Source organism: Klebsiella sp. w6, from assembly GCF_033100215.1.
Taxonomy (GTDB): Bacteria; Pseudomonadota; Gammaproteobacteria; order Enterobacterales; family Enterobacteriaceae; genus Klebsiella; species Klebsiella variicola.
Map to the genome: position 1 here is coordinate 1,715,218 of NZ_CP136907.1, position 20,660 is coordinate 1,735,877.

The 20,660-nt window shown below is 46.8% G+C and carries 15 protein-coding genes; 13 read left to right on the forward strand and 2 right to left on the reverse strand.

Annotated elements, in window-relative coordinates; genetic code table 11:
* Positions 1-10 precede the first annotated feature (10 nt).
* From R0140_RS08255 to R0140_RS08295, 9 genes are all read left to right on the forward strand, one after another.
* Complete coding sequence (locus R0140_RS08255; RefSeq protein WP_233443932.1) at positions 11-772, forward strand: WecB/TagA/CpsF family glycosyltransferase; 762 nt, start codon at positions 11-13, stop codon at positions 770-772.
* A gap of 20 nt (positions 773-792) precedes the next feature.
* Entirely contained in the window at positions 793-2,541 is a 1,749-nt protein-coding gene (locus R0140_RS08260; RefSeq protein ID WP_131032960.1) for a right-handed parallel beta-helix repeat-containing protein, read from the forward strand.
* Positions 2,542-2,548: 7 nt separating this feature from the next.
* Positions 2,549-3,613, forward strand: a complete 1,065-nt coding sequence (locus tag R0140_RS08265; RefSeq protein ID WP_255944474.1) for an acyltransferase family protein — start codon at positions 2,549-2,551, stop codon at positions 3,611-3,613.
* A gap of 213 nt (positions 3,614-3,826) precedes the next feature.
* Positions 3,827-5,224 carry an undecaprenyl-phosphate glucose phosphotransferase gene (gene wcaJ, locus R0140_RS08270; RefSeq protein WP_012541089.1) on the forward strand — a complete coding sequence of 466 codons (1,398 nt, stop codon included), beginning with the start codon at positions 3,827-3,829 and terminating at the stop codon, positions 5,222-5,224.
* A 165-nt stretch (positions 5,225-5,389) separates the two neighbouring features.
* On the forward strand, positions 5,390-6,796 hold the full coding sequence (gene gndA / locus R0140_RS08275; RefSeq protein WP_000043543.1) for an NADP-dependent phosphogluconate dehydrogenase: 1,407 nt from the start codon (positions 5,390-5,392) through the stop codon (positions 6,794-6,796).
* A gap of 225 nt (positions 6,797-7,021) precedes the next feature.
* Positions 7,022-8,437: a mannose-1-phosphate guanylyltransferase/mannose-6-phosphate isomerase gene (locus tag R0140_RS08280; RefSeq protein ID WP_012967599.1), complete on the forward strand. Its 1,416-nt coding sequence runs from the start codon at positions 7,022-7,024 to the stop codon at positions 8,435-8,437.
* Between the two features lie 22 nt (positions 8,438-8,459).
* Positions 8,460-9,830: an O9 family phosphomannomutase RfbK gene (gene rfbK / locus R0140_RS08285; protein WP_004899416.1), complete on the forward strand. Its 1,371-nt coding sequence runs from the start codon at positions 8,460-8,462 to the stop codon at positions 9,828-9,830.
* Between the two features lie 163 nt (positions 9,831-9,993).
* Positions 9,994-11,160 (forward strand): UDP-glucose 6-dehydrogenase, encoded by a 1,167-nt coding sequence (gene ugd / locus R0140_RS08290; RefSeq protein ID WP_000704907.1) that lies wholly within the window; start codon positions 9,994-9,996, stop codon positions 11,158-11,160.
* Positions 11,161-11,478: 318 nt separating this feature from the next.
* Entirely contained in the window at positions 11,479-12,483 is a 1,005-nt protein-coding gene (locus R0140_RS08295) for an acyltransferase family protein (protein WP_233443935.1), read from the forward strand.
* 646 nt (positions 12,484-13,129) lie between these two features.
* On the opposite strand, the gene R0140_RS08300 is transcribed toward R0140_RS08295, so the two are convergent.
* Both R0140_RS08300 and R0140_RS08305 read right to left on the reverse strand, forming a co-directional pair.
* The gene (locus R0140_RS08300) at positions 13,130-13,252 is read right to left on the reverse strand and encodes a small membrane protein (RefSeq protein ID WP_004144151.1); all 123 of its coding nucleotides are present in this window, start codon (positions 13,250-13,252) and stop codon (positions 13,130-13,132) included.
* A 399-nt stretch (positions 13,253-13,651) separates the two neighbouring features.
* A complete protein-coding gene (locus R0140_RS08305) occupies positions 13,652-14,656 on the reverse strand; it encodes an NAD-dependent epimerase (RefSeq protein WP_008804104.1) in 1,005 nt (334 codons plus the stop codon).
* Between the two features lie 1,077 nt (positions 14,657-15,733).
* Here R0140_RS08305 and R0140_RS08310 point away from each other — a divergent pair.
* From R0140_RS08310 to wzt, 4 genes are read left to right on the forward strand one after another with little or no spacing between them, the layout of a single operon-like run.
* Positions 15,734-17,149: a mannose-1-phosphate guanylyltransferase/mannose-6-phosphate isomerase gene (locus R0140_RS08310; RefSeq protein WP_012967599.1), complete on the forward strand. Its 1,416-nt coding sequence runs from the start codon at positions 15,734-15,736 to the stop codon at positions 17,147-17,149.
* A gap of 22 nt (positions 17,150-17,171) precedes the next feature.
* Positions 17,172-18,554, forward strand: a complete 1,383-nt coding sequence (gene rfbK, locus R0140_RS08315) for an O9 family phosphomannomutase RfbK (RefSeq protein WP_012967600.1) — start codon at positions 17,172-17,174, stop codon at positions 18,552-18,554.
* 5 nt (positions 18,555-18,559) lie between these two features.
* Positions 18,560-19,345, forward strand: a complete 786-nt coding sequence (wzm, locus tag R0140_RS08320) for an O9 family O-antigen export ABC transporter permease subunit (RefSeq protein WP_012541095.1) — start codon at positions 18,560-18,562, stop codon at positions 19,343-19,345.
* Positions 19,346-19,347: 2 nt separating this feature from the next.
* Positions 19,348-20,643: an O9 family O-antigen export ABC transporter ATP-binding subunit gene (gene wzt / locus R0140_RS08325; RefSeq protein WP_012541096.1), complete on the forward strand. Its 1,296-nt coding sequence runs from the start codon at positions 19,348-19,350 to the stop codon at positions 20,641-20,643.
* The last annotated feature ends 17 nt before the right edge of the window (positions 20,644-20,660 follow it).

A 20,660-nucleotide genomic window follows, 5' to 3' on the forward strand; every position in this document is an offset into this window, starting at 1 on the left:
AGTTATGGAAATGACTAATTTAAAAAAATTTGACACTATTACAATTAATGATGTCTCAATGAATGATTTTCTTGATATTATTCATCATAATTTCATTAGAAAAGATGTATTTAAAATTATTGTTACTCCGAATATTGATCATTTACAACGCTTGCGAAATTTAGATGATCCTTCATTTTGTAAAGCGTACGAAATATCAGATTATAGATTATGTGATAGTCGCATTGTACAAAAGTTATCCACCTTTAATGAACAAACTATTCTTAATGTAGTTCCAGGCAGCGATCTAACTAGAGAGTTACTGAAGCTTGACTGGGTTAAAAGGGCTAGAGTAACTATTATAGGAACAACAGACAAACAAATAGTGCAATTAAAAAAATTATTTCAATTGCAAAATATTGAACATTTTAATCCTTCAATGGGATTTGTAAAAAGAATTAACGAAGTTGAAGCTTGTGTTGATTTTATTATTAACAGTAATCCTGATTTTGTGTTCTTGGCTGTAGGATCTCCGTCACAGGAGCACCTTGCATTTTCACTTTATCAAAGAATAAATAACGGAAATCCCAATTCTTTTTCGGCTCAACTATTTTGTATTGGTGCATCTTTAGATTTTCTTACAGGAAAAACTAAAAGGGCTCCAACATGGATGCAGAAAGCTCATTTAGAGTGGTTACATAGAGCGTTAAGTCAACCGAGGAGGCTTGTCCCAAGATATTACCGAAATTTCAAATATGTATTATGGTTTTTATTCTTTAGAAATAGAGTCTAAGTTTGTGACAGGAGAGCAAATTGAAAAGAAGAAGCTTGTTGTTTAAATCTTTTATTGCAACCTTAGCATATATGGGATTGTCTAATAAAAGTCAATCTGCTGAAGTCACTAAAATCTCGGCCAATAAGGCGCAAAATAATTCAAGACCTCCAGCTTCTGGTGACAATTCAAATTTTGAAATCGCATCAGCACTATCAAAACCTACAGGTTTAGCGTTAATCGGACAATGTGAATCGATTAACGAATTAAGAACAATTATTCCTGAAAACCATGGCCAACGAATTAGTGTAAAAGGTTATTACCCCTCTTCTAATGAAGGCGGAGGTGTGTTTTACTATGATGAAAATGATAAAACCAGCAAAGATAATGATGGAACAATTATTATTTCAGATGGAAGGCGCTGGAAGCGTGAAAATACATACTTAATGGAACCAGAGTTTTTTGGGGCAAAAGGGGATGGAAGCACCGATGATACAACTGCTTTACAGAATGCGCTTGATGCCTCAATTAACAAAGTTCTTATCTTGGCACCCAAAAAATATCGTGCTCGAAATCTCTTCATTAATGGTCCACTTATTATTAAAGGTGCCGGAAGACGAATCGATGCGGCCTTAATTCCTCTTGACGGAGTTTCTGGTAACTTTATTACTATTACTTGCCCTGAATCACCCACTTTTTATGACTTGACCATCTCGGCCAGAAATGTAAATCAAAGCTCACCATTGAATGGTTTGTATATAGCGAAAAACGATACTAAACAATACTCACCTTCTATTTTAATGTATAATTGTAATATAAACTCTTTTTCAGGACATTGTCTACTATCCGAATATGGTCGTCATATGGGAATACTTGATAATTGTCAATTTGAGTACAGCAATGATGACTGCATCGTAATAAACGGTGTCGATTGGAATATATCTCATTGCGCTATTGGATATACTAAAGAAGGAAATGGTGTAGTCCTTGGGCAACCTACCAATAGGATTTCAAATAGTGATATATATTTCAATCATCGTAACGGTATTGTTTTAAAAAATAATGCTATTAACGGTTACCTTGCTAGTAATGTTATTAATAGTAATGGTGAGCATGGAATTATTATCTTAAGTAAAAGTCCTAGCAAACAAGGCCATCTTATCGTAAACAACTTTTTCTTTAATAACTCTAAGTCACAATCAGGACAATACTCAAATATTTTTCTCTCAAAGAATGTACATGGAGTTGGAATTACAGGGAATTCGCACTTTACATATTCTGAAAAAAGTCAACGGCCAAAATACCTTCTTGAGTTAGATGATGGTGCTTCAGGTTCTTTAATTGGCGATAGTTTCGATAAAAGTAGTTATATGATATCTCCAGTAAATGGTTTAAAATCAACTATAATTAACAATGATTATGCTACATTGGGTTCAGAAACTGAATTCAAAAAAATTGTTAGTAATGATAACACCAAGCCAGCTTTCATAGTCGAGAGTACTGAAGCTAGACGTAAAATATTAGAAATAACAAATAGGGGCGAGTTTGTTTTTTATGATCACAATAATTCTCCTTTAACTATCTCTGCATCTAAAATTGTAGATAATTCATTAGAATTAAACTGTAGCTTGGCAATAGGGTCAAACGAAGCTGATCACGATAACGTTTATTTTTTAAAACTTGGTGATTTTTATATTTGGGATGATTCAGCAGGAAATATAAGAATTCATACGGAACAGCCGCATTCAAAAACTCAAGGTAATATATTATACCAAACTAAATCACATTGAGGTAATTATGCAGAATGCAAACAGGAATGAATGGGTTGATTACGCCAAAGGTTTTGGGATAGTACTTGTAGTCTACGGACATATCTCAAGAGGTTTATATAATTCCGGGATCATAAGCGATACTAAATGGTTTCATTTTATCGATTCTTTAATATATTCCTTTCATATGCCGTTGTTCTTCTTCCTTTCTGGGCTTTTCTTAATGAAAAGTTTTCAAGTTCGCGGTCTTCCATCCTTTATTTTTAATAAAGTAGATACAATACTTTATCCTTATATTATTTGGAGTATTATACAAGGCCTGACCGAATTCTTATTGTCAAAATATACTAACGGAAATGTAAGGCTTTCTGATGTTTTTGGGTTACTTTGGCATCCCAGAGCTCAATTTTGGTTTTTATATTCTCTTTTTTTAAATTTTATATTGATCTCTTTAATATTGACTTTAAAAGAAAAACTGAAAATAAATACAACTTTTGTCATTGTTTCTTCTTTTCTTCTTTCAATATTTATTTATCTGGCATTTTCAAATGTCCTTGATACAAACCCCCTTAATTATATTGTGCATAATTCTGTGTTTATACTATCGGGATTAGTTTTCTCGTACTATAGATTAGATATAAAAATACAAAAGAATACTGTTTTTTTTGCAACTAGTTTTATAGTCCCTTTTATCTTTCAAATAATATACATATTTGAAAATGTAATGGGTTACAAGTTTAATGTTTTAGCACTTATTTTTTCCTTAATTGGAACAGGTGTTATTGTGGCCCTTTGTATTGCTTTGTCTAAGCTTGATAAATCTTTCATTAAAAAATTACTATGTTTCCTTGGCAGTTATTCTATGCCAATTTATCTTATGCATGTTTTGGTGGGTTCTGGTGTTAGGATTTTTATGTCAAAAATTTTGGGTGTTTACAATGTGGGTATCCATCTTTTTTTAGGAATCGTTTTGGGTATTTTAATGCCTATATTATTCTATAAATTTTTTAAAAAAATGCATATTCATCTTTTCTCTCTGAATGGTGTTTTTTCTCTGGAGAATCTATTCTCGAGAAAAAAAAGTAGCATTTAATGTTTTAGATTTAATTTTCTTTCCGAAAAGCTATGCTTTATGCCTTGTGTTAATATTTTCTTCCTTCTTTGTTACTAAAACATTATAACTAATTTTATTTTTTTTGGATCGAAGATGTTTTTATGTCTGAAATATGTTTTTGTGAATATTTATAAATATCTTAATGGATTAGTGATTCTAAACAGTTCAGAATTTACAAAAGAGTAAATAACTATGATATTCTCACATCATCGTACTAGATCAAATGCTAATGCATCGTTGTTATCTATGGTACAGCGTTTTTCTGATATTAGCATTATTTTTATCGGCATATATGTTGCTTGTTTACTCAATGGGGAATCAGTTCAGTATAAACACATTCTTATATTTCTTACTGTGCTTGTCATATTTCAAATGATAGGTGGTATAACTGATTTTTATCGTTCGTGGCGTGGAGTTGATTTATCTGCTGAAATAATTTTAATATTTAAAAATTGGACGTTGAGTCTATTGCTTTCATTAGGTGGCTTTTCTCTACTAGCAGATTTAAATATCGATTATATTATTTTTCTACAATGGTTTTTTATAGTATGTTTTGGTTTGTTTATTTGTAGACTTTCGATTCGTATTATTTTGGGGATGTTGAGAAAAATTGGTTATAATACGAGAAAAGTTGCCGTGGCAGGCTCGTTACCTGCTGGATTGAATCTTTTAAGAACTTTTCAAAATGCTCCTTGGCTTGGGTTTGTTGTTAAAGGTGTCTATGACGATATTAAAATTGATGGTTATGAGGATGTCCCATATGGAGGGACGCTCTCTGAACTTGTTGAAGACGCTCGCTCAGGAAAAATTGATCGTATATATATAGCAATGAGCATGAAAGACGAAACAAGATTGAGGGATATTATTTCTCAATTAACGGATACCACATGCTCTGTGTTACTTATTCCTGATGTTTTTACTTTCAATATATTGCAATCTCGAACTGAAGAAATTAATGGTGTACCGGTAGTTCCGTTGTTTGATACTCCACTCAATGGTATTAATATGGTCTTTAAACGGATTGAAGATGTCGTTGTTTCTTCAATTATTTTACTTCTTATATCTCCAGTATTATGCATTATTGCAGTTATAGTCAAAGTGACTTCACCCGGCCCCGTTATATTCCGCCAGATCCGTTACGGTATGGATGGTAAACCTATAAGAGTTTGGAAGTTTCGCTCAATGACCGTTATGGAAAATGACACTAAAGTTATTCAAGCTACAAAAAATGATGTTCGTGTTACCAAAGTTGGTAAGTTTCTTCGGAGAACTTCTTTAGATGAACTCCCTCAATTTTTTAATGTTTTATTCGGTCAAATGTCTGTTGTTGGACCTCGACCGCATGCTGTTTCTCATAACGAGCAATATCGATCATTAATACAAGGTTATATGTTGCGCCATAAAGTAAAACCAGGAATTACCGGCTTGGCACAAATCAATGGATGGAGAGGTGAAACCGATACACTTGAAAAAATGGAAAAACGTATCGAGTATGATCTTATGTACATTAGAAGCTGGAGTGTATGGTTAGATCTCAAAATTATTTTTCTGACTGTTTTTAAAGGTTTTGTTAATAAATCGGCATATTAGATTTGTAATGCGCTTAAAGTTTGCTCTGTTCATTTTTAATACATAATTTTTTTCTTGTGCTTTATAATGAATTTTCACTATGAGCTCTATGTACTTTGGGCTAACATTATCATCACATATAAGCTGCGAGTTTGTCGCAGTGACCACACCTGACAGGAGTATGTAATGTCCAAGCAACAGATCGGGGTTGTCGGTATGGCAGTGATGGGGCGGAACCTTGCGCTGAACATCGAAAGCCGTGGTTATACCGTCTCCGTTTTCAACCGCTCCCGTGAAAAGACCGAAGAAGTGATTGCCGAGAATCCAGGCAAGAAACTGGTTCCTTACTACACAGTACAAGAGTTTGTTGAATCCCTCGAAACACCACGTCGTATCCTGTTGATGGTGAAGGCTGGGGCTGGTACTGACAGCGCCATCGATTCCCTGAAGCCTTACCTCGATAAAGGCGACATCATCATTGATGGCGGCAACACCTTCTTCCAGGACACCATCCGTCGTAACCGCGAACTGTCTGCCGAAGGTTTTAACTTTATCGGTACCGGTGTTTCCGGTGGTGAAGAGGGGGCTCTGAAAGGGCCTTCCATCATGCCAGGTGGTCAAAAAGAAGCCTATGAACTGGTTGCTCCAATTCTGAAGCAGATCGCGGCGGTTGCAGAAGACGGTGAGCCATGTGTCACCTATATCGGTGCTGACGGCGCTGGCCATTATGTGAAGATGGTTCATAACGGCATCGAGTATGGCGACATGCAGCTGATTGCTGAAGCTTATGCGCTGTTGAAAGGCGGTCTGGCGCTTTCCAACGAAGAGCTGGCGCAAACCTTCACCGAATGGAATGAAGGCGAGCTGAGCAGCTACCTGATCGACATTACCAAAGATATCTTCACCAAAAAGGATGAAGAGGGTAAATACCTCGTTGATGTCATTCTTGATGAAGCTGCAAACAAAGGTACCGGCAAGTGGACCAGCCAGAGCTCACTGGATCTCGGCGAACCTCTGTCTCTTATTACCGAGTCCGTATTTGCTCGTTATATCTCTTCGCTAAAAGACCAGCGTGTAGCCGCGTCGAAAGTGCTGAGTGGTCCGCAGGCTCAGCCGGCCGGAGATAAAGCTGAATTTATCGAAAAAGTGCGTCGCGCGTTGTACCTCGGTAAAATCGTTTCCTATGCTCAGGGCTTCTCCCAGCTGCGTGCTGCTTCCGATGAATACAACTGGGATCTTAACTACGGCGAGATCGCTAAGATTTTCCGCGCTGGCTGTATCATTCGTGCGCAGTTCCTGCAGAAGATCACCGATGCTTATGCGCAAAACGCTGGCATTGCTAACCTCCTGCTGGCACCGTACTTCAAACAGATCGCTGATGACTATCAGCAGGCGCTGCGTGATGTCGTTGCTTATGCTGTGCAGAATGGTATTCCGGTACCGACGTTCTCTGCCGCAATTGCTTACTACGACAGCTACCGTTCCGCAGTTCTGCCAGCTAACCTGATTCAGGCTCAGCGTGATTACTTTGGTGCACACACTTATAAGCGTACTGATAAAGAAGGTGTATTCCACACAGAGTGGTTGGAATAAATTTCTTCACACAGTCAGGCCATTGGCCTGACTGTTTTTAATTTTATATTTAATGTTGCAACCTGACCTTAAGCATTTCCTTTCTAAAAATATTTCTAATATCTAATTTTTAACCTTTTTAAGAATTTGCCATATTTATTATCTTGTACGCCTATATTAATCTGCTTCTGGCCTCAGTAAATTACTGGGTGTTAAATAACAGGGTTTTAATTAAAGGAAATTAATATGTTACTTCCTGTGATAATGGCTGGCGGTACCGGCAGTCGTCTCTGGCCGATGTCTCGCGAGCTTTACCCGAAACAGTTCCTCCGGCTGTACGGGCAGAACTCCATGCTGCAGGAAACCATCACCCGACTCTCGGGCCTTGAAATCCATGAACCGATGGTCATCTGTAACGAAGAGCACCGCTTCCTGGTGGCCGAACAGCTGCGCCAGCTCAACAAGCTGTCCAACAACATTATTCTTGAGCCGGTCGGGCGCAACACCGCCCCGGCCATCGCCCTGGCGGCTCTTCAGGCCACCCGCCACGGCGACGACCCGCTGATGCTGGTCCTCGCCGCCGACCATATCATCAATAACCAGCCGGTCTTCCACGACGCCATCCGCGTCGCCGAGCAGTATGCCGATGAAGGCCATCTGGTCACCTTCGGTATCGTGCCGAACGCCCCGGAAACCGGCTACGGTTACATCCAGCGCGGCGTGGCCCTCACCGACAGCGCCCACACCCCGTACCAGGTGGCCCGCTTCGTGGAGAAGCCGGACCGCGAGCGCGCTGAGGCCTACCTCGCCTCCGGGGAGTACTACTGGAACAGCGGCATGTTTATGTTCCGCGCCAAAAAATACCTCTCCGAGCTGGCCAAATTCCGCCCGGATATCCTCGAAGCCTGCCAGGCCGCGGTCAATGCCGCCGACAACGGCAGCGACTTCATCAGCATTCCGCATGACATTTTCTGCGAGTGCCCGGACGAGTCCGTGGACTACGCGGTGATGGAGAAAACCGCCGACGCGGTGGTGGTCGGTCTCGATGCCGACTGGAGCGACGTCGGCTCCTGGTCCGCCCTGTGGGAGGTCAGCCCGAAAGACGAGCAGGGTAACGTCCTCAGCGGTGACGCCTGGGTGCACAACAGCGAAAACTGCTACATCAACAGCGACGAGAAGCTGGTGGCGGCCATCGGCGTGGAGAACCTGGTGATTGTCAGCACCAAGGACGCCGTGCTGGTGATGAACCGCGAGCGTTCCCAGGACGTGAAGAAGGCGGTCGAGTTCCTCAAGCAGAACCAGCGCAGCGAGTACAAGCGCCACCGCGAGATTTACCGTCCCTGGGGCCGCTGCGACGTGGTGGTCCAGACCCCGCGCTTCAACGTCAACCGTATCACCGTGAAACCGGGCGGCGCCTTCTCGATGCAGATGCACCACCACCGCGCCGAGCACTGGGTCATTCTCGCCGGCACCGGCCAGGTGACGGTCAACGGCAAGCAGTTCCTGCTGACCGAGAACCAGTCCACCTTTATTCCGATTGGCGCCGAGCACAGCCTGGAAAACCCGGGCCGTATTCCGCTGGAAGTGCTGGAGATCCAGTCGGGGTCGTACCTCGGCGAGGACGACATTATTCGTATTAAAGACCAGTATGGTCGTTGCTAATTTTTTCGGGACAAAACGCAGAATGACACAGTTAACATGCTTTAAGGCTTATGACATCCGTGGTGAACTGGGCGAGGAGCTGAACGAGGACATCGCCTACCGTATCGGCCGCGCCTATGGCGAATTTCTGAAACCCGGGAAGATAGTGGTGGGGGGCGATGTGCGCCTCACCAGCGAGTCGCTGAAGCTGGCGCTGGCCCGCGGGCTGATGGACGCCGGCACCGACGTGCTGGATATCGGCCTGAGCGGCACGGAAGAGATTTACTTCGCCACCTTCCACCTCGGGGTGGACGGCGGCATCGAGGTGACGGCGAGCCATAACCCGATGAACTACAACGGCATGAAGCTGGTGCGCGAGAACGCGAAGCCCATCAGCGGCGACACCGGCCTGCGGGATATCCAGCGCCTGGCGGAGGAGAACCAGTTCCCGCCGGTGGACCCGGCGCGTCGCGGGACCCTGCGTCAGATTTCGGTGCTGAAGGAGTACGTCGACCACCTGATGGGCTACGTGGACCTGGCGAACTTCACCCGTCCGCTGAAGCTGGTGGTGAACTCCGGCAACGGGGCGGCGGGGCACGTGATTGATGAGGTGGAGAAACGCTTCGCGGCGGCCGGGGCGCCGGTGACCTTTATCAAGGTGCATCACCAGCCGGACGGCCATTTCCCGAACGGTATCCCGAACCCGCTGCTGCCGGAGTGCCGTCAGGACACCGCCGATGCGGTGCGTGCGCATCAGGCGGACATGGGTATCGCCTTTGACGGCGACTTCGACCGCTGCTTCCTGTTCGATGACGAGGCGTCGTTTATCGAGGGGTACTACATTGTCGGCCTGCTGGCGGAAGCGTTCCTGCAGAAGCAGCCGGGGGCGAAAATCATTCACGACCCGCGTCTGACGTGGAACACGGTGGACATCGTGACCCGCAGCGGCGGCCAGCCGGTGATGTCGAAGACGGGGCATGCGTTCATCAAGGAGCGGATGCGCCAGGAAGACGCCATCTACGGCGGGGAGATGAGCGCGCACCATTACTTCCGCGACTTCGCCTACTGCGACAGCGGGATGATCCCGTGGCTGCTGGTGGCGGAGCTGCTGTGCCTGAAGAACAGCTCGCTGAAATCGCTGGTGGCGGACCGCCAGGCGGCGTTCCCGGCGTCGGGGGAGATCAACCGCAAGCTGGGGAATGCGGCGGAGGCGATAGCGCGCATCCGTGCGCAGTATGAGCCGGCGGCCGCACACATCGACACAACGGACGGTATCAGTATTGAATACCCTGAGTGGCGCTTTAACCTGCGCACGTCCAATACCGAGCCGGTGGTGCGTCTGAATGTGGAATCCAGAGCGGATACTGCATTAATGAATGCAAAAACCGAAGAGATTTTAGCTCTTCTCAAGTAATGCATTATCCATAATGGAAGCCATAGGGTCAGATTTTAATCGTATTATTGACCTTATGGCTTATTCTTGACATCCCACTGGTCAAAGCGTAAAACCGCCCACAGCAATGTTTAAATTCGTGGCTATCCGCCATTACCCAGTTAACTGATTAAAGTGTAATCGAATGAAAATTACTATTTCCGGTACAGGTTATGTTGGTTTATCGAACGGTGTCCTGATTGCGCAAAACCACGAAGTGGTTGCTCTGGATATCGTACAGGCCAAAGTGGATATGCTTAACCAGAAGATCTCTCCGATTGTGGATAAAGAGATTCAGGAATATCTGGCAGAAAAACCGTTAAATTTCCGTGCCACCACGGACAAGCACGACGCCTATCGTAATGCTGACTACGTGATCATTGCGACGCCGACCGATTATGATCCCAAAACCAACTACTTCAACACCTCTACAGTGGAAGCGGTTATTCGCGATGTCACAGAGATCAACCCGAACGCGGTGATGATCATTAAATCGACCATCCCGGTGGGGTTCACCCGTGACATCAAAGAACGTTTAGGGATTGATAATGTTATTTTCTCTCCTGAGTTCCTGCGTGAAGGCCGTGCGCTGTACGACAACCTGCACCCGTCGCGCATTGTTATTGGTGAGCGCTCTGCGCGTGCTGAACGTTTCGCTGACCTGCTGAAAGAAGGCGCGATTAAGCAGGATATCCCGACCCTGTTTACCGACTCAACTGAAGCGGAAGCGATCAAACTGTTCGCGAACACCTATCTGGCGCTGCGCGTTGCCTATTTCAACGAGCTCGACAGCTATGCTGAAAGCCAGGGGCTGAACAGCAAGCAGATTATCGAAGGGGTATGCCTGGATCCGCGTATCGGCAACCACTACAACAACCCGTCCTTTGGCTATGGCGGCTACTGCCTGCCAAAAGATACCAAGCAGCTGCTGGCGAACTACGAATCGGTCCCGAACAATATCATCGCGGCTATCGTGGATGCTAACCGTACCCGTAAAGACTTTATCGCGGATTCTATTCTCGCCCGTAAGCCGAAAGTGGTGGGTGTGTATCGCCTGATCATGAAGAGTGGTTCGGACAACTTCCGTGCCTCTTCTATTCAGGGCATTATGAAGCGCATCAAGGCGAAAGGTATTCCGGTTATTATCTATGAACCGGTGATGCAGGAAGATGAGTTCTTTAACTCCCGCGTCGTGCGCGACCTGGATGCCTTCAAACAAGAGGCGGATGTGATAATCTCTAACCGTATGGCGGAAGAGCTGGCGGATGTGGCGGACAAAGTATACACCCGCGATCTGTTTGGTAACGATTAACCAAATCAAAACTGGTGACAACAGTGTCACCAGTTTTATTTATATATTATTATCTTTATCTATCTATAAAATAATCAATGCTATTAGATAAACTTATTCAATATATAATATGATTCTATGGACATTTATTTCTCATCTCCGTGGTGGATCGATTTTAATGCGCGAAAAGCCGTTGAAAAACATGGGGGTAATAGAATCTCAATGGTGAGTAATATTTATTAATAACTTTAAGTATAATAATGAAAGAACTTTATTCATATGGCATGCATGATTTGAATGTATAATGAGATTAAATGGTTACTTTCGGGAGATGATTTAATGCAAAGAAATATGACTATTGATATAATGAGAGTTATGGGGCTTTTGCTCATTATTCTTGCCCATGTTAACCCTCCAGGAATTCTGTTCCAGTTTAGGACTTTTGATGTCCCAATGATGATTTTTGTTTCAGGTGTGTCATATTATTTATCAAAAGCTAGTAATGTTAGTTTTGCAACTTATTCACTTTCTCGATTTCAACGGCTTGTTTTCCCCGTATGGGCTTTTTTGATAATGTTTTTTTTCGTTCTTTATGTGTTTAAACCTTTGAAATTTATGGATCTGTTGACGGTTAATAATATCACTTCAACATTTCTACTGGATGGTTTTGGTTATGTTTGGATCATAAAGGTTTTTTTAATAATTTCTATTTTATCTCCATTTTATGCTTATTGTATAAAAAATCTAAATGGATATTTGACGACGTTGCTAGCACTTTTGGTTCTATTGTTGAGCCTTTGTATATTTGTTTTTACAAGTGAGGATTATCCTGGTGACCGATACTCTTTCTTGAGCGATGTAATTTTACCTACTATTTCATATGGCGCCGTGTTTATTCTCGGTTATAAATTTTTAACGTATAATAAAATTCAAATTTTATTTGCTTTTTTTGTTTTTTTAGCAGTATTTATTACATATGTAATATATAACTATCTTGCTCACGAAGTGGTGTATGGACCGCAAGTTTACAAATATCCACCTACTCTTTATTATATATCTTATTCAGTCGTTATGACTATAGTGATCTTCTATGCTATTGAGAAATACCTTCCTGCCGCAAGATTGCCATCTATTTTATTTAGTATGTCATCAAATACAATCTGGATCTATTTGTGGCATATTCCGGTGGTCGAGTACTTTTACCGCTATAACCCCAGCGTAAACTTTATAATTAAATATGTCTTTGCAGTTTCCGTAGCGACCATTCTTGCATTAATGCAAAAGAAAATAATTAGTAAGTTTTTTAGCAAATACAGAATCATGAAGGTTATATTTACTGGATGATATGTAACACATTGCGAATGTATAGAGTAATTGGTTAAGAGTGTAACTCTCGAGCCTTTAAAAGAATAAAGAGATTACCAATATGAAAAACTGATGGCCTTTATCATCAGTTTTTCTAGTCAACTAAGCAGGACATCACATATATAGCAGCAATATTTTGTTCTCTCCTGATGTTGCTCCTTAACAAGCTTATGTCGAAGAAAAATATTTTTACTGGCTATCATGATGTCATGCGACTCTAGTTATGACATTTTTTAGGCTCATCTTTGACGACATTGAGAATGTCAACACCATAAGCCTGTATGCTTTGTAATGAATTGTCTACCTCATAAATTGTGATGGGCCTAACGATCCTGCACGAAACCCGTTGCGGGTTGAAAACAGGTCCGATAAGTTAAACTTACCTTGTGAAGAGCTACCGTCACTGTGATGTAGATGCCGGAGATAAGCGCCGGGAGGTAAAACAAAGCCTGCAACGCAGGCTTTTGTTATTTATGCCCTATGGAAATATGATGAACAGGGCGCGATTAACACTATTTTTTCTTGCCTTAATGCCACACCAAAACGCAGAATGAACGCTCATTCTGTAATATCATTTTTTTATCTCTTAATGTTATCTTAATCTAATTGCAATACGGAGCGGTCCTTACCACTTGCGTTTATTAAACGTCAGTTTCGTTTTCTTTCTGTCTTTTAAATAAGAAATCAAGAAATAAACGGAAACAGCAAGTAGTATGGCAGCCACCACTAAGAAAAATAGGTTTTCCATAATATCTACCACAGAGCGTATGTTGATTGAATTATTAGTTTGATAAGCAATGCACCAGTTTTGTTCTGTTGCATGGCTTGCTCTAACATATCCTGGATTTAGGAAAATTCCTACAGAGAGTAATGTTTTTGCTCAATCAGCATATAATGCTGTTTCCACTCACCAAATTGGGATGGATGACAGAAAAGTTTGAGTGCCTGGCGCGCGGATATTTGCTTTTTTGAAAAAGGCTGGATGAAACTGGTTTCAGGCGTGCGAGAAAAAAGGCAAAAAATCTGTCTATAGCACAAAATATTATATATAAAACAATGAATGTGCATTCCGTCGACATATAGTCAGGATAACGGAGGTTCCATAGAAGAGGTTGCCGCAACCTGACGATTGCGGCAGGGCAGGGGATTAGATCTGATAGTAATCCTTATACCACTCGACGAAGTTCTTCACGCCTTCCTTCACTGACGTCTGCGGCTTGAAACCCACCAGGTCATATAGCGGTTGGGTGTCTGCGCTGGTGTCCAGCACATCGCCCGGCTGGATCGGCATCATATTCTTCTTCGCTTCCATCCCCAGCGCCTCTTCCAGGGCGGTGATGTAGTCCATCAGTTCCACCGGCGAGCTGTTGCCAATGTTATAGACCCGATATGGCGCGGAACTGGTGGCCGGGGAACCGCTCTCAACGGTCCAGTCGGCATTAGCCTGCGGGATCACATCCTGAACACGCACCACCGCCTCGACGATGTCGTCGATATAGGTAAAGTCGCGCTTCATTTTGCCGTAGTTGTAGACGTCAATACTTTTCCCTTCCAGCATCGCTTTCGTGAACTTGAACAGCGCCATATCCGGGCGGCCCCAGGGGCCATAGACCGTAAAGAAGCGCAGCCCGGTGGTCGGGATGCTGTACAGATGGGAATAGGTATGCGCCATCAGCTCATTGGCTTTCTTGGTGGCGGCATACAGGGAGACCGGATGATCGACGGAATCTTCGGTAGAGAACGGCATTTTACGGTTGAGGCCGTAAACCGAGCTGGAGGAGGCGTACACCAGGTGTTTCACTTTGGTATGGCGGCAGCCTTCCAGAATGTTCAGATAACCCATCAGGTTAGCGTCCGCATAGGCATACGGATTTTCCAGCGAGTAACGCACACCGGCCTGGGCGGCCAGGTGGATCACGCGATCAAATTGCTCTGCGGCGAACAGCTTTGCCATACCTTCCCGGTCGGCCAGATCCAGCTGCTGGAAATGGAATGCCGGCGATGCCAGGCGATCCAGACGGGCCTGCTTCAGGCTGACGTCATAATAGTCGTTCATGTTGTCGATCCCGACAACATCATGCCCTTCATTCAGCAGGCGCTGCGCGATATGAAAGCCGATAAAACCTGCGGCACCAGTGACCAAAAACTTCATATTTTTCCTCCGGGGTGTGGATATCCCGTTCTACATAAGTGCCGATTTTACACTGGCTTGCGGTTGGGATCACTTGCTTTGCCGCGTCATCTCCGCCAGACGTGAGGTGAAGGACGTTTTTTCTGGCAAAATAACCGTGGCAAAAGGTGATAAATAACAACGTTTCTCATTTGACTGTTAGCATCCGAATAATAACCTTGTGACTTGTCAGCGGTTTAGCGATTTGTGGCTAAACACAAAGGCAACAAATACCCATTGAGCCCGGCATAAGTTTGTTTAAAGTTATATTTTTTGTGCCCGGTTTATTTATCAAACGGGCTAAAAGCGCGCAATGGTGGCTTTCTTTTCTTCATGGATATCAATAAATTGCTCTTTTTTTGCTTGTTTAATGAATGTTTATGATGTGTGTCATTTGAGTAATCCATTAATCAGTAGGCTTTTTTATTTTTATTCCCGCCGACCAGCGCTATAATCTGCGCACGATTTTCTTTGTGGAATGTGCAGTGTAGAGGCATGAGTCGTTTATCCCACCTATCGGAACATAGCGCCGTAGTTGTGTGCACAGGGCCATCAAGCCTGAATGCGCGTGGTCTCCCTGGCGGCGAAGGCGATGTCTCTTCTTATCTTTCCCCACGTCGTAAACGCTCCTTTCTGACGGTTGCCAGCATCGGCTGGGCGCCCGTTGCGCTTTTTTCGGTGGCGGTAAGGGCATGTGTTTTGCCCTGCGTAAATGAGAAAGTCCTGATGGTTAACCCGGCGGCAAATGCGGAAAGTGTGGTGCGTTTGGCGGCCAGGTGAGGGAAGATGCATGTTAAAAGCAGAGATATGCCTGAAGGTATATCTCTGCTTTTAGGTTTTCAGGACACGCGTTCCGCCAGGCTGTCATTGTAGCTGCTGACTGAACGATCTGCCGACAGCCTGAAGCGAAAGAGGGTGGCGCTTAGCCTGGAGCACGGGAGCAGTACGCATTTTGGTTGCGACAGCCAATGGCGGTAGCGTGCCTCAAAAAGGCCACGCCACCTGACGGTCGATTGATTGATAGTAAAATAAAGCAATTATTTATTTAAGGATTTCATTATGTTACTTCCTGTAATTATGGCTGGTGGTACCGGCAGTCGTCTCTGGCCGATGTCTCGCGAGCTTTACCCGAAACAGTTCCTCCGGCTGTACGGGCAGAACTCCATGCTGCAGGAAACCATCACCCGACTCTCGGGCCTTGAAATCCATGAACCGATGGTCATCTGTAACGAAGAGCACCGCTTCCTGGTGGCTGAACAGCTGCGCCAGCTCAACAAGCTGTCCAACAACATTATTCTTGAGCCGGTCGGGCGCAACACCGCCCCGGCCATCGCCCTGGCGGCCCTCCAGGCCACCCGTCACGGCGACGACCCGCTGATGCTGGTCCTCGCCGCCGACCATATCATCAATAACCAGCCGGTCTTCCACGACGCCATCCGCGTCGCCGAGCAGTATGCCGATGAAGGCCATCTGGTCACCTTCGGTATCGTGCCGAACGCCCCGGAAACCGGCTACGGTTACATCCAGCGCGGCGTGGCCCTCACCGACAGCGCCCACACCCCGTACCAGGTGGCCCGCTTCGTGGAGAAGCCGGACCGCGAGCGCGCTGAGGCCTACCTCGCCTCCGGGGAGTACTACTGGAACAGCGGCATGTTTATGTTCCGCGCCAAAAAATACCTCTCCGAGCTGGCCAAATTCCGCCCGGATATCCTCGAAGCCTGCCAGGCCGCGGTCAATGCCGCCGACAACGGCAGCGACTTCATCAGCATTCCGCATGACATTTTCTGCGAGTGCCCGGACGAGTCCGTGGACTACGCGGTGATGGAGAAAACCGCCGACGCGGTGGTGGTCGGTCTCGATGCCGACTGGAGCGACGTCGGCTCCTGGTCCGCCCTGTGGGAGGTCAGCCCGAAAGACGAGCAGGGTAACGTCCTCAGCGGTGACGCCTGGGTGCACAACAGCGAAAACTGCTACATCAACAGCGACGAGAAGCTGGTGGCGGCCATCGGCGTGGAGAACCTGGTGATTGTCAGCACCAAGGACGCCGTGCTGGTGATGAACCGCGAGCGTTCCCAGGACGTGAAGAAGGCGGTCGAGTTCCTCAAGCAGAACCAGCGCAGCGAGTACAAGCGCCACCGCGAGATTTACCGTCCCTGGGGCCGCTGCGACGTGGTGGTCCAGACCCCGCGCTTCAACGTCAACCGTATCACCGTGAAACCGGGCGGCGCCTTCTCGATGCAGATGCACCACCACCGCGCCGAGCACTGGGTCATTCTCGCCGGCACCGGCCAGGTGACGGTCAACGGCAAGCAGTTCCTGCTGACCGAGAACCAGTCCACCTTTATTCCGATTGGCGCCGAGCACAGCCTGGAAAACCCGGGCCGTATTCCGCTGGAAGTGCTGGAGATCCAGTCGGGGTCGTACCTCGGCGAGGACGACATTATTCGTATTAAAGACCAGTATGGTCGTTGCTAATTTTTTCGGGACAAAACGCAGAATGACACAGTTAACATGCTTTAAGGCTTATGACATCCGTGGTGAACTGGGCGAGGAGCTGAACGAGGACATCGCCTACCGTATCGGCCGCGCCTATGGCGAATTTCTGAAACCCGGGAAGATAGTGGTGGGGGGCGATGTGCGCCTCACCAGCGAGTCGCTGAAGCTGGCGCTGGCCCGCGGGCTGATGGACGCCGGCACCGACGTGCTGGATATCGGCCTGAGCGGCACGGAAGAGATTTACTTCGCCACCTTCCACCTCGGGGTGGACGGCGGCATCGAGGTGACGGCGAGCCATAACCCGATGAACTACAACGGCATGAAGCTGGTGCGCGAGAACGCGAAGCCCATCAGCGGCGACACCGGCCTGCGGGATATCCAGCGCCTGGCGGAGGAGAACCAGTTCCCGCCGGTGGACCCGGCGCGTCGCGGGACCCTGCGTCAGATTTCGGTGCTGAAGGAGTACGTCGACCACCTGATGGGCTACGTGGACCTGGCGAACTTCACCCGTCCGCTGAAGCTGGTGGTGAACTCCGGCAACGGGGCGGCGGGGCACGTGATTGATGAGGTGGAGAAACGCTTCGCGGCGGCCGGGGCGCCGGTGACCTTTATCAAGGTGCATCACCAGCCGGACGGCCATTTCCCGAACGGTATCCCGAACCCGCTGCTGCCGGAGTGCCGTCAGGACACCGCCGATGCGGTGCGTGCGCATCAGGCGGACATGGGTATCGCCTTTGACGGCGACTTCGACCGCTGCTTCCTGTTCGATGACGAGGCGTCGTTTATCGAGGGGTACTACATTGTCGGCCTGCTGGCGGAAGCGTTCCTGCAGAAGCAGCCGGGGGCGAAAATCATTCACGACCCGCGTCTGACGTGGAACACGGTGGACATCGTGACCCGCAGCGGCGGCCAGCCGGTGATGTCGAAGACGGGGCATGCGTTCATCAAGGAGCGGATGCGCCAGGAAGACGCCATCTACGGCGGGGAGATGAGCGCGCACCATTACTTCCGCGACTTCGCCTACTGCGACAGCGGGATGATCCCGTGGCTGCTGGTGGCGGAGCTGCTGTGCCTGAAGAACAGCTCGCTGAAATCGCTGGTGGCGGACCGCCAGGCGGCGTTCCCGGCGTCGGGGGAGATCAACCGCAAGCTGGGGAATGCGGCGGAGGCGATAGCGCGCATCCGTGCGCAGTATGAGCCGGCGGCCGCACACATCGACACAACGGACGGTATCAGTATTGAATACCCTGAGTGGCGCTTTAACCTGCGCACGTCCAATACCGAGCCGGTGGTGCGTCTGAACGTGGAGTCCAGAGCGGATACTGCGTTAATGAATGAGAAAACCGCCGAGCTGCTCAACCTGTTAAAAGAGGAATCGCTTTGAGTCCTATGTTTTCAGCGATCTATCGCTACCGTGGCTTTATTATTGACAGCGTTAAACGGGACTTTCAGTCCCGTTACCAGACCAGTTTTTTAGGCGCGGCATGGTTGATCTTACAGCCGATCGCCATGATTTCCGTCTATACATTAATTTTTTCAGAGTTAATGCGTGCCCGCCTGGCGGGCATGGATGGTCCTTTTGCCTACAGTATCTACCTCTGTTCCGGGGTATTAACCTGGGGGTTGTTTACGGAAACGCTCGGCAATCTGGTCAACGTTTTTCTGACCAATGCCAATATCCTCAAGAAACTGAGCTTTCCGCGGATCTGTTTACCGATCATTGTCACCGCCTCGGCGTTCATTAACTTCCTGATCATTTTTGGTCTGTTTGTACTGTTTCTGATCGTCACGGGCAATTTCCCGGGCATGATTTTCTTTGAAATCATTCCGGTGCTGATCGTCCAGATGCTGTTTACTCTTGGCCTGGGGATTATCCTCGGGGTGCTGAACGTTTTTGTCCGCGACGTCGGGCAGTTCGTCAATATCCTGCTGCAGTTTTGGTTCTGGTTTACGCCGATTGTTTACGTATCCAAAACGCTGCCGGAATGGGTATCAGGTCTGCTGGCATATAACCCGATGGCGACCATTATCGGTTCCTACCAGAACGTGATGCTCTATCACCAGAGCCCTAACTGGATGGCGCTGCTTCCGGTCACAGTGGTGTCGGTCATTCTGTTTTTATTTGCCTGGCGTTTATTTAAAAAACATGCCGCTGATATTGTGGACGAGATTTAATCATGAGTATCAAAGTTCAGCACGTCGGCAAGGCGTATAAATATTATCCATCTAAATGGAACCGGGTCATTGAGAAACTACTGCCGGGCGATAAGCCGCGGCACAGCAAGAAATGGGTATTGAAAGATATCAATTTCAGCATTGAACCCGGTGAAGCGGTCGGCATTGTTGGGGTGAACGGCGCAGGTAAAAGTACGTTACTGAAGCTGCTGACTGGCACCACTCAGCCCACCAAAGGCAGCATTGAAATCCAGGGGCGCGTCGCCGCGCTGCTGGAGCTGGGCATGGGCTTCCATCCTGACTTTACCGGCCGGCAGAACGTGTATATGTCCGGGCTGATGATGGGCCTGGGCCGGGAAGAGATCGAGCGCTTAATGCCGGAGATCGAAGCCTTCGCCGATATTGGCGACTACATTGAAGAACCCGTGCGCATCTATTCCAGCGGCATGCAAATGCGCCTGGCGTTCGCTGTCGCCACGGCCTCCCGGCCGGATATTCTGATCGTCGATGAAGCGCTCTCCGTGGGTGACTCCCGTTTTCAGGCGAAATGCTATGCTCGCATCGCGGACTTCAAAAAGCAGGGGACCACGCTGCTACTGGTTTCCCACAGCGCCGGGGATATCGTCAAGCACTGCGACCGCGCCATTTTCCTCAAAAATGGTGACATCTGCATGGACGGCACCGCCCGCGACGTGACCAACCGTTACCTGGATGAGCTGTTTGGCAAACCCGATAAAGACAGCGCGACAAAAAGCGCAACGGCTATCTCGTCAGCCAGTGGCGAAAGCCAGATGTCTCTCGATGAGATTGAAGATGTGTACCACACGCGCCCAGGCTACCGTCCGGAAGAATATCGCTGGGGGCAGGGTGGCGCGAAAATCATCGATTATCATATCCAGAGCGCCGGGGTTGATTTTCCTCCCTCACTGACGGGCAATCAGCAGACCGATTTTCTGATGAAGGTCGTGTTTGAATACGATTTTGATTGCGTGGTGCCAGGCATCCTGATTAAGACCCTCGATGGCTTATTCCTCTACGGAACCAACTCTTTCCTCGCCTCTGAAGGGCGGGAAAATATTTCGGTTTCCCGCGGCGATGTTCGGGTCTTTAAATTTAGCCTTCCGGTTGATTTAAACAGTGGCGATTACCTGCTGTCATTTGGTATCTCTGCCGGCAACCCACAGACGGATATGACGCCGCTGGACAGACGTTACGACTCCATTATTTTACATGTGACCAAGAGCATGGATTTCTGGGGTGTCATCGATCTTAAGTCGTCCTTTACTAGCTACCAATGACGTTGAGAAAAACGATT

Excerpts from the sequence above, each read along its gene's own strand:
- R0140_RS08255 (WP_233443932.1), top strand. The coding sequence starts at position 11 with ATGACTAATTTAAAAAAATTTGACACTATTACAATTAATGATGTCTCA.
- R0140_RS08265 (WP_255944474.1), top strand. The coding sequence starts at position 2,549 with ATGCAGAATGCAAACAGGAATGAATGGGTTGATTACGCCAAAGGTTTT.
- wcaJ (WP_012541089.1), top strand. The coding sequence starts at position 3,827 with ATGATATTCTCACATCATCGTACTAGATCAAATGCTAATGCATCGTTG.
- gndA (WP_000043543.1), top strand. The coding sequence starts at position 5,390 with ATGTCCAAGCAACAGATCGGGGTTGTCGGTATGGCAGTGATGGGGCGG.
- R0140_RS08280 (WP_012967599.1), top strand. The coding sequence starts at position 7,022 with ATGTTACTTCCTGTGATAATGGCTGGCGGTACCGGCAGTCGTCTCTGG.
- rfbK (WP_004899416.1), top strand. The coding sequence starts at position 8,460 with ATGACACAGTTAACATGCTTTAAGGCTTATGACATCCGTGGTGAACTG.
- ugd (WP_000704907.1), top strand. The coding sequence starts at position 9,994 with ATGAAAATTACTATTTCCGGTACAGGTTATGTTGGTTTATCGAACGGT.
- R0140_RS08295 (WP_233443935.1), top strand. The coding sequence starts at position 11,479 with ATGCAAAGAAATATGACTATTGATATAATGAGAGTTATGGGGCTTTTG.
- R0140_RS08300 (WP_004144151.1), bottom strand. The coding sequence starts at position 13,252 with ATGGAAAACCTATTTTTCTTAGTGGTGGCTGCCATACTACTTGCTGTT.
- R0140_RS08305 (WP_008804104.1), bottom strand. The coding sequence starts at position 14,656 with ATGAAGTTTTTGGTCACTGGTGCCGCAGGTTTTATCGGCTTTCATATC.
- R0140_RS08310 (WP_012967599.1), top strand. The coding sequence starts at position 15,734 with ATGTTACTTCCTGTAATTATGGCTGGTGGTACCGGCAGTCGTCTCTGG.
- rfbK (WP_012967600.1), top strand. The coding sequence starts at position 17,172 with ATGACACAGTTAACATGCTTTAAGGCTTATGACATCCGTGGTGAACTG.
- wzm (WP_012541095.1), top strand. The coding sequence starts at position 18,560 with ATGTTTTCAGCGATCTATCGCTACCGTGGCTTTATTATTGACAGCGTT.
- wzt (WP_012541096.1), top strand. The coding sequence starts at position 19,348 with ATGAGTATCAAAGTTCAGCACGTCGGCAAGGCGTATAAATATTATCCA.